Origin of the sequence: Phaeodactylibacter xiamenensis (assembly GCF_000759025.1) — a bacterium.
Lineage (GTDB): Bacteria > Bacteroidota > Bacteroidia > Chitinophagales > Saprospiraceae > Phaeodactylibacter > Phaeodactylibacter xiamenensis.
Genome location: NZ_JPOS01000004.1, coordinates 131540 through 141423 on the forward strand (window position 1 = coordinate 131540; position 9884 = coordinate 141423).

The 9884-nt window shown below is 53.9% G+C and carries 5 protein-coding genes; 4 read left to right on the forward strand and 1 reads right to left on the reverse strand.

The features are described from left to right. Positions 1 to 76: 76 nt before the first annotated feature. A complete protein-coding gene (locus IX84_RS02115) occupies positions 77 to 3586 on the reverse strand; it encodes a T9SS-dependent M36 family metallopeptidase (RefSeq protein ID WP_081968563.1) in 3510 nt (1169 codons plus the stop codon). Between the two features lie 172 nt (positions 3587 to 3758). Here IX84_RS02115 and IX84_RS02120 point away from each other — a divergent pair, with 172 nt between their 5' ends. From IX84_RS02120 to IX84_RS02135, 4 genes are all read left to right on the forward strand, one after another. After that, positions 3759 to 5849, forward strand: coding sequence for an ArnT family glycosyltransferase (locus IX84_RS02120; protein ID WP_081968564.1), 2091 nt, complete (start codon positions 3759 to 3761; stop codon positions 5847 to 5849). A gap of 11 nt (positions 5850 to 5860) precedes the next feature. After that, complete coding sequence (locus tag IX84_RS02125) at positions 5861 to 7261, forward strand: patatin-like phospholipase domain-containing protein (protein ID WP_044216168.1); 1401 nt, start codon at positions 5861 to 5863, stop codon at positions 7259 to 7261. A 98-nt stretch (positions 7262 to 7359) separates the two neighbouring features. Beyond that, a complete protein-coding gene (locus IX84_RS02130; protein WP_202965193.1) occupies positions 7360 to 7833 on the forward strand; it encodes a MarR family winged helix-turn-helix transcriptional regulator in 474 nt (157 codons plus the stop codon). Between the two features lie 86 nt (positions 7834 to 7919). Then, complete coding sequence (locus tag IX84_RS02135; RefSeq protein WP_044216170.1) at positions 7920 to 9092, forward strand: homogentisate 1,2-dioxygenase; 1173 nt, start codon at positions 7920 to 7922, stop codon at positions 9090 to 9092. The last annotated feature ends 792 nt before the right edge of the window (positions 9093 to 9884 follow it).

The following is a 9884-nucleotide window of genomic DNA, read 5'->3' on the forward strand; positions in this document are numbered from 1 at the left end:
CTGCCCAAAACACATGTGGCTGCTCCACACTCAGGCAGGGCAGCCACACTATGCTGAAAGTCATCTTTTCAATTGTCTATTGCACAATCACCTTACGGGTAGTTACGCCGTCTTTAGTGCGCAAACGGACCAGGTAAACCCCGGCGCTGTACCCTGAGAAATCAAGGGTGTGGTTCTCCAGGCTATCGAATTGCTCCGAACGCAACTGCCGGCCATCGGCGGAGAGCACTTCCAGGTCGACTCTTGTCGTCAAAGGCTCGTCCAGTGCAAGCACCACTTTGCCCTTGGTCGGGTTGGGTGACAGCGTCATGGCTACGTGCAGGGCAGGTTCGCGCGTGGCGACCGGATTCTCGATGTTGACAATCGTCGTTGTTTCATCGCAGAGGGCTTCCTCACCTTCCCCGGCACAGGCTACGTTGGTAATGCTGTAGAGTTCGCCAAGTACCCGGACATCATCTACGTACCAGCCGTTGCCTCCGGTTTGATTGTCAGAAGCAAAACGGAAGCGTACCATGATGTTGCTCCATGAGATAGACTCCAGGTCGATGGTCGTTTGTATCCAACCGTCGCTATCGCCGGTAAAGGCGAGTTGCCCTGCCAAATCATGGCCTGCAGATGGGTTGAGTGTGCCGTTGTAGTTATTTTCCAAAATATAGCCGCTGGCGTTGAGCCAGAAAATCCCATTTGGAGAAATCTCGACGATACCACCGTCCCAGCCATTTTCGGTATCAAAACGGTGCCAGAAGGAAATACCCCGGCGTTGCCCGTTGTTGGGCATAGGCACTTCAATGGTCATTCTTTGTTCTGATGCCGTGGCCAGGTTGCGGGCAAAGAAGGAGGTGTTGCCTGAATAGGCATCCACATTGGTCACCTGCCAGTTATTGGTACCCACCGGTGCTTCCAGGGTCCAGTTGTCCAGCCCTTCTTCGGCACCATCTTCAAAGACTGCGTAGGTTCCTTTGTCGTCATCCAGTGCCACCTGATAGCTACAGTTGATGGTCGCACCGCTTTCCACTTCACCAAGATCGAAGGTCAGCACACCGTCCTCCACAGTAGCCGGGCAGCTGGAGCTGCCTTCCACGAAAGTGGTGCCTTCCGGCAAAAGGTCGGTAACGATACCGTCCTCCACGGCTACGGTACGGCCATTGATAATTTCGAGATTGTAAGTAATGACATCACCGGCATCGGCTTCTGTTACTCCGGTTTTGTTCACCCGGAAAGTGAAGTTGCAGGCATCCGGAATATCAAAGGCTTCCACCCCACCAGCTATTGCACTCGCGCCCAGCCCACGGCGGGCGAAGGTCTCCCAGATGAGGCATTGATTAGCCCCGTTGTAGTTGAGCATGTCTGCCTCCAGAATAGCATCGCGGGCATCCAGGAAGGTAGGGCCACAGGGCTGCAGTTTCAGACCATCAGTGACCAGCTGCATCGCTATGTTATTGCCTCCGGTACCGGTATAGAGATTATCATCAAAGCCGTATTCATCGACCAGATTCCAGTACATATCCCAAATCATAGCACACCATACCGAACCTACGCCGTGCGGAACAGACTCCCCATTGATGTCTGAGTAGGTATGAGGGTTGACGTTCATATTACGAGTATAGGGGTAGGTTCTGATACCGCCGCCGTTAGTGGGTTCATTGACGACGTAGGTGCCAATGCCCCGTACCTGGTCTGCCGTGTTTTCGGAAGTCGTTGTCATCGCCAGAGCATACCAGTCGCTCCAGCCTTCGCCGGCCTGTTCGAAATTGCCCAGACAGCCGCTGTTGCCCGCGCCACCGGTAAGGCGGATGGAAATACCGTGGGTGTACTCGTGCACAATCACGCCGTTATCCAGGTCGCTGCTCAGGCCGGAAGGGCCCGGGTTGGGGACCTGGAGTTCAGGAGCAGAAAGGGTGATCGTAGCGCCAGGCAGCAGTGTTTTCAGAATTGCACAGTCGCCCTGAGTAATCATTACAGAGGGTATTGTGACCTGATCGCCTACAGCACCCGCACCCATGGTGATAGGGTCGCCGACTACGTTATTGCAGATGATTGCACCAATTGCGCCCGCATTCTCCGCGCTGAGTACTTTGAATCCGAACTCACAGCTACCCCGGTCAATAATGGCGATTTTGCCTTCCAGTGCCGCCGCATTCACCAAGTCCTCGCAGGCATCAGTGACAGGGGCTGCCTCATCTTCCACCAGGACCAGCTCGCCGGTTAGCGGTGCACTGGCTTCCGGAAGGGCTCCTCCGAAGCCCGCCTGCACAAAAGTGTAATCTGTAGCGTTGCCGGCAGTGTCTGTCACGGTCAGCCGGGCATCGGTATCGAGGTTGGGCAATGCGCCGCCCCAAAGGTACATTTGCATGCGGGGGCGGTTGCCATCGGTAGGCGTTGCAAAGTTGGCGTTGTTGGTTCCGCTGCCGTCCAGGGCTTCTGCACGCACATAGTCCCCGCCTTCACCAAATCCGGTGTAATTCGTTGTTTGGAAATTGCCGGCTGCCTCATCAAATCCATAGTAGTACCAGACATCGTGCATGATGTTGTTCCAGTAAAACAGGTTGGTAACCAGTGGGTCGATCTGAGTGAAGGGCCGGTTGGTGGACAAGTCGAGCGGGAAATCAAAATCGAGCGAATCCCCTCCATCCGGCTCATCACCAACGGAGGCGTTCAGGTCAAAGATGTCGTGGTAAGCGTGTACGTTATTCCCCCTGGTAATGGTGTACTCCGGACCGGGCATGCCGTCCTCATCGTGCCAGCCGAAAGGTGAGGCCATGGAATCAGCAGGACTGGTTTTCAGAATGCGGTCGCCATGGTTAGGGCTTTCTACCGTGAGCGGAAAGACCCTGTAGCGGCTGCCATCGTCAGGTGAGGAAGGCGGCAATGGCGATTGCAAACTGGACGCTTCAGCATGCTGGTGCTCCAGGTGCAATGCCTGGTGCTCTTTTGAGGCGACGTGTGGCCCAAACTGACAGTGCAGGACCTGATCGAAGGCATCGAGGACTTCACCAGTAATGGCATCGATGCGGGCATCCCACCAATGCTGTCCGCTAAGTTCATAAAAGGTCACATTCCAGGCCAGGCGGACGGCGCCCCGCACAGGCTGATACGCCAAATGCACTTCAATAGGCTCCAACGCCAGGCCGGCAGGATTGAAGATGGCATGATGCTCGCCGGGTTGCCGGTCGATGCTCAGTGGGGCGCTGCTGTTCACGTTGGCATGTGCCATCAGCTTCTTCACCGCAGTCTCCATACTGATCTGCGGCTGGGTGGTATTCACCTGGCTGGACAAATCGGAAATGAAGCGGTTGCCCATACTGAACACCTCGCCATTTTCCGTAATATTCATATTCAGGATAGTATTACGGACCGGTATGCCGGCATGCTGCTGCTGCAGGTAAACGTGGGTCACTTTGTTGTGGCGGGTCACCACGGTATTCGTGATCTCGTAGTCTGCAATATCTGCCTGAGTCAGTTTCAGGTCTGCCCGCGACTCCGTAAGGTAGCGCGCAGCAATTTGGTCAGGCTCTGCCACCTGGGCAGTCAGTGTGGTGCCCAATAAGCAAGCCCACATGAGTATAGGCCAATATGTGTTTTTCATACAATCACAAGGTTAAAATGTAAAAGGTTGGAAATGCCGAAAAGATACATCAGGTATTGTAGTAGCAGGACAATAGAAACGAAAATTTGTTGAAAGCGGGCTGACACTTTAGGCTTATTTTACAATTCCCTTTCTTTACTCGAACTTACCAATATACCGTATCTTTAGGGCTATGCCTAATCTTACTCAAAAGCCCCTGCGGGCGCTCGCTGTACTTTGGCTATTGGCTGTACTTATGGCATGGCCCGTTGGTGACTTCCCACTTGATGACGACTGGTCATATGCTGAAGCCGTAAAGCACTGGGTAGATACCGGCGAATACTGGGTCAGCGACTGGCCGGCTATGACGTTATTCACGCAGGTGATATGGGGCGGGTTGTTTGCCAAAGTATTTGGTTTCTCTTTTTACACCCTGCGCTTGTCCACGCTGGTCCTCGCCACATTGGGCATTCTGGCTTTTCAGAAAATCATGACCCTGCTGGAGTTGCCCGGTTGGTGGCAGTTAGTTGCGCTGCTCACCCTTGTTTTCAACCCTGTCTTTTTTGAACTTTCGCTCACCTTTATGACGGATGTGCCTTTCCTGAGCCTGATGGCGATGAGCCTTTATGCCTATCTGAGGGCGTTTGAAAAAGACCAATGGCGATGGTGGGCTGCCGCCACGCTGTTCAGCAGCCTTGCCATCCTGTTGCGCCAGCCCGCTTTGCTTCTCCCCCTTGCGATGGGCATTGCCGGATTCCTGGGCAGGCCCGGCTGGCGGCGACTTGGATTTGGATTCCTGAGCACTACTATTGTATACCTGTGCCTTCAGGGCTACATCCTCTGGCAGCAGAGTACGTCTTCCGGTCTTCCCGGTGCTTTCAGTCAGCCCGGTAGTATACGGCACCTGCTTACCCCGGAGCATGTGGCAGGCAGCATGCAGAATTATGGCGGCTTGTACCTGATGTATGCAGGCTTTATGCTGCTCCCGGTAATGTTGCTCAGCCCCTGCCAACCCCGTCAAAAAAGTGCATGGGTCCTCACCGGGCTGCTGAGTGCTGCCGGTTTAGCCCTCATTGCTCTATCTTGGGACGAGGGGCTGCTTGGCAACACGCTCCACCACCGTGGATTAGGGACGATCCCTTTGCAGGGCGTCCATCATAACGGGCATTGGCCATCCCTTCCTTCCTGGCTGGGTTGGCCGGCAAAGTTGCTGGGAGTGGCCGGCATACTCCTCCTCATCAGCCATGGAAGCATTCGGACTGTCCAATTGATGCAGCAGTTCCTCCCGTTTCGAAATAACGGATGGCTCGGATTAAATCCTGCACAGACCCTGCGCCTTGGGCTTTGTGGCTTCCTGCTGCCTTATGTTTTGTTTCTCCTGGTCAATCATGTCCACTTTGACCGGTACCTGCTCCCTGTCCTTTTGAGCGGGCTGCTGATTATACGCCCCGTAGGGCACGCTCGTCCACAAAAGAGACTGGCGGCAGCTACCGTTTTGCTACTGCTTTGGTATTGTTTCTCCATCGCCGGTACTCATGATTATTTTGCGTGGAACCGGGCCAGGTGGGCCGCGCTGAATGAGGCGCTGGAAAACGGCATCCCCCCTGAAAAGATTGATGGCGGATTTGAATTTAATGGCTGGTACCGGACGGGGCCTCTGCGGCCCAAGCTGCCCTATACACAAAGCTGGTGGTTTGTCGGAGAGGATACCTACGTAGTCAGCTTTGGGCCTTACCACAATTACACCCCCGTTGCGGTTTATCCGTTTCAGCGCATTCTACCGCCCGGAAAAGATACCATCTTCCTCTTGCAAAGGCCGGCATGGACGGCCCGTGACACAATGGTTTACGAAATGGAACCTGACGGATGGCCTGAAGCGCCCGGCTTTGCCCAGCTAAGAAGTGCTGAAAAAACAAGCCTTTACCCGGATAGTTATAACGGTACATTTGCCTATCGGATGGCGCCGGGGCAGGAGTATGGGCTTACGCACCGGGTGTTTCCGGTAGCACCTTTTGACGAATTCGAATACCGTTTACAGGCCAGGCAGGAAGGCGGCTCAACCAGGCTCGTTTTTTCGGCTCCTGATGCCAGTCAGTTCCACTTTACGCATCAAATTCAATCCCCTTCTGCAAATGAGAAGGGCTGGCATCGTCATGAGGGGAGCTTTCGCATCCCCCCATCTTTTCCCTCTGACACCCTGGCTTTCTATTTTTGGAAACGCCCACAGGACACTATCTTTATTGATGACTTTAGAGTCATTTGGAAAAAAAGCTCACCCCGCTAAAAGTCAACCTCATGCGAATTACCCTTATGCTGCTTTTTTTTAGCCTTTGGCTTAGCAGTTGCAACAAAGCCCTTTATCCTGACCGCAGCCACTTCCTTCGGGATGGGGAACTGGCGCCCACTGTAGACCTTAGTACTTACAAAAGCGTGCAGGAAAGGCCCGGTCAAAATCCAGACCTTTGCATAGCAGTAGCCATCTCCGGCGGAGGATCAAGAGCCGCAAACTTCGGCGTTGGCATCATGCTTGGGCTGGAAGACTTTGAAGGCATGCGGTATCAGAACCTGCTCAAGGAAGTCGACTACCTGTCTACCGTTTCCGGAGGAGGCTTTGCCGGCGGGTCTTATGTGGCCGCCCTCTACGACCACAACCGGCTGCGCCCCGATGCCCCTTTTGTTTTTGGAGATTATGTGAAGCGGCGTGTACGGGAAGCCCTGTCCTACTCCTACGTCGGCACTTTGGTCCGCGCCAATTTCAACCCCCGCCTTTGGTTTACGCATGTAGACGATGGCGATGCACTGGAACGCGCCATTGACGATCAGGTATTGGGCTATAAAAGCCGCCGGAAAGACCTGGGCTCCGATGCGCCAAGTATTCGGCTGGGAGATATGTTTATTCCTAAAGGTTCAGATCTACCGGTACGCCTGCCGATGCACATCACCAATAGTTCTACCGTCAATACCATGCAAATTTTCCCCTTCACGCCTGATGTGCTGGAAGAATACGGCGTGGTAGGTTACACACACCGGATGCAAAAGGAGGTCAATGAGTTCCCGGCTTCCTACATCGTGCCCTTATCGGTCGGCATTAAGTCGAGTGGCAGTTTTCCAGTCCTGATCTCCAATACCACTCTGGTCAGCAGCTACAGCTCAGAACGCCCTTTTTTGCACCTGTTTGATGGAGCGATGACCGACAACACCGGTTACTATACTGCCCTGCAGGTGCTGAAACAAGAGACTGCCCGGCATAAAATCCTGATCATAATCGATGCTGATGCAGTGGGCAACCGGTATACCTTTTCAGAAAAAGAAGGTGCCTTGTTCTCTCTCGGCGTAGCTGCCCGCCTGCCCTCCAGTGGGCTTGATGCCCGCCGTGCCACGCTCGTGCGGGATATTATGGATGCCTGTACACCTGCAAGGATTGAGCCGGTCTTCTTGGGCTTCAATGTGTTACTCGAAGGCAATGACGCGATGCCCCCCGATGTCATCAAAATAAAGGACGAACAAGCGCGGCTCATCCGCGTATTGAAATCGGGGGCTGAAGTATCCGGCCGCGACAAGCAAATCCTCTACGACCTGCTCACCTATATCGGTACAAAGTATACGATCGAGCCCGCTGAGCAGGAGCTGCTGCTGCTGGGCGGTCAGTTGATTGTCCGCCTCAGACAGAAGCAACTGGAGGCGGCGCTTCGGTAAATTACCGGTCAAACTGTGCCAACCGGGACAGAAAAAGAGCAGAAAGCTTTGAATTAGTTCGTACAACAATTATTTTTACAGAAACTAATTTTACAGCCGTGCCAGAGACACAAACACAGCCAAATTCGATCACTGAACGCCCCGACATGCCTGGCTTTACGCTGGAGCGCACTGCCAAGCGGATGAAGCAGTTCTTTCAGCAAACGCTGGCTGCTGCCGGTACTGAAATCACCATCGACCAATGGGTGGTCCTGCAGACGCTCAACCAGCAAAATGGCCTGAGCCAGCTGGACATTGCCCGGGCAACCTTCAAGGATCCGCCCACCATCACACGGATTATCGACTTACTGTGCCAGAAAGGGCTTACCGAGCGCATCACGGACCCGGATGACCGGCGGCGGTTCCGCATTCAGCTTACCGATGGTGGCTATCAAAAAATCGACGAGGTGCTGCCTATCATACACCGTGCCCGGGGCAAAGCCTGGGCAAAGCTCGACAACGGGCAGATCGATCAGTTGATGGGCATGCTCAATACCGTATTCAACAACCTCAGCTCTGAGGATACCAAATAGAACCAATTGTAGCTCAGCAAAGCGGGTGCGGCAGTTTGCCCGCCCGGCTTTGCCCACTTTTGCCAAAACCAGAAAAACTGAATTTTATGCATTACCACAGCTTAGGACAAATACCGCCCAAGCGGCATACGCAGTTCCGGAAGCCTAACGGGGAGCTCTACCATGAGGAGCTTTTCTCCACCGAAGGCTTTAGTGACCTGCACTCTCTGCTCTACCATGTGAATGCGCCCACTCAAATCGTTCAGGTGGGCGAGCCTTACTCCGTAGCGCCTAAAGTAGTGGCGGACAAGCAGCTCAAGCACCGTAGCCTGAAGGGGTTCGAGGTGGCGCCGGAAGAGGACTACCTCAAGAGCCGTAAGCCGGTACTCGTCAATAACGATTGCAAGATCATCCTGGCTGCGCCCCGCAAAAGCATGACGGATTACTTTTTCAAAAATGCAGATGCAGACGAGTGCATTTTCATCCACAAAGGTACAGGTCGCCTCAAGACCATGTACGGCGTGGTGGAATTTGAGTATGGCGACTATGTGGTGGTCCCAAGGGGCACCGTTTACCAGCTCGAATTTGATCAGGAGGACAACCGCCTCTTTATCGTGGAGTCCTACAGCCCCATCATTACGCCCAAGCGTTACCGCAATGACTACGGGCAACTGATGGAGCATGCCCCCTTCTGCGAGCGGGACATCCGCAAACCAGAGTTGCTGGAAACCCACGATGAGCAGGGTGAGTTCCTGTTTTATATCAAAAAGCAGGACCAGGTTTATCCGTACACTTATCTCAATCATCCGTTCGACCTGGTTGGCTGGGATGGCTATGTGTATCCCTATGCCTTCAGTATTCACAACTTTGAGCCTATCACGGGCCGGGTACATCAGCCACCGCCCGTGCATCAGACTTTCGCAGCCCGCAATTTTGTCATTTGTTCTTTTGTGCCCCGGTTGTATGACTATCATCCGCTGGCCATTCCTGCGCCTTACAACCATAGCAATATTGACAGCGATGAGGTACTCTACTACGTAGATGGAGACTTTATGAGCCGTAAGCATGTGGAGAAAGGCATGATTACGCTGCACCCCGGAGGCATTCCACATGGCCCTCACCCGGGCACTGTCGAGAAGAGCATAGGCAAGCAGGGCACTCATGAATTGGCGGTGATGGTGGACACTTTTAAGCCGCTGCAACTGACGGAGCATGCGGTGGGTATTGAGGACCGGGATTATTATAAGAGTTGGCTGCCGGAAGAGGTGAAGAACCAGTAGGTGGGACACTGATTGGAAGCGGTGGCATGCTAGTGTGGCGGCACCGGATTGCAAGATCAGTGTGATCAGTCAGATCAGCGTCATCAGTGTACTATTGTCGTGCGCGGCGTGAGGGGGAACACAGATTAGACTGATTGCGCAGATTTGCACGGATTGCGAGCAGGGGCATAAGAGCGGGGCATGTTCGTGTGGCGGCAGCAGGATTGCAGGATTAGTGTGATCAGTCAGATCAGCGTCATCAGTGTACTATTGTCGTGCGCGGCGTGAGGGGGAACACAGATTAGACTGATTGCGCAGATTTGCACGGATTGCGAGCAGGGGCATAAGAGCGGGGCATGTTCGTGTGGCGGCAGCAGGATTGCAGGATTAGTGTGATCAGTCAGATCAGCGTCATCAGTGTACTATTGTCGTGCGCGGCGTGAGGGGGAACACAGATTAGACTGATTGCGCAGATTTGCACGGATTGCGAGCAGGGGCATAAGAGCGGGGCATGTTCGTGTGGCGGCAGCAGGATTGCAGGATTAGTGTGATCAGTCAGATCAGCGTCATCAGTGTACTATTGTCGTGCGCGGCGTGAGGGGGAACACAGATTAGACTGATTTCGCGGATTTGCACGGATTGCGAGCAGGGGCATAAGAGCGGGGCATGTTCGTGTGGCGGCAGCAGGATTGCAGGATTAGTGTGATCAGTCAGATCAGCGTCATCTGGGTAGATACCGGCGAATACTGGGTCAGCGACTGGCCGGCTATGACGTTATTCACGCAGGTGATATGGGGCGGGTTGTTTGCCAAA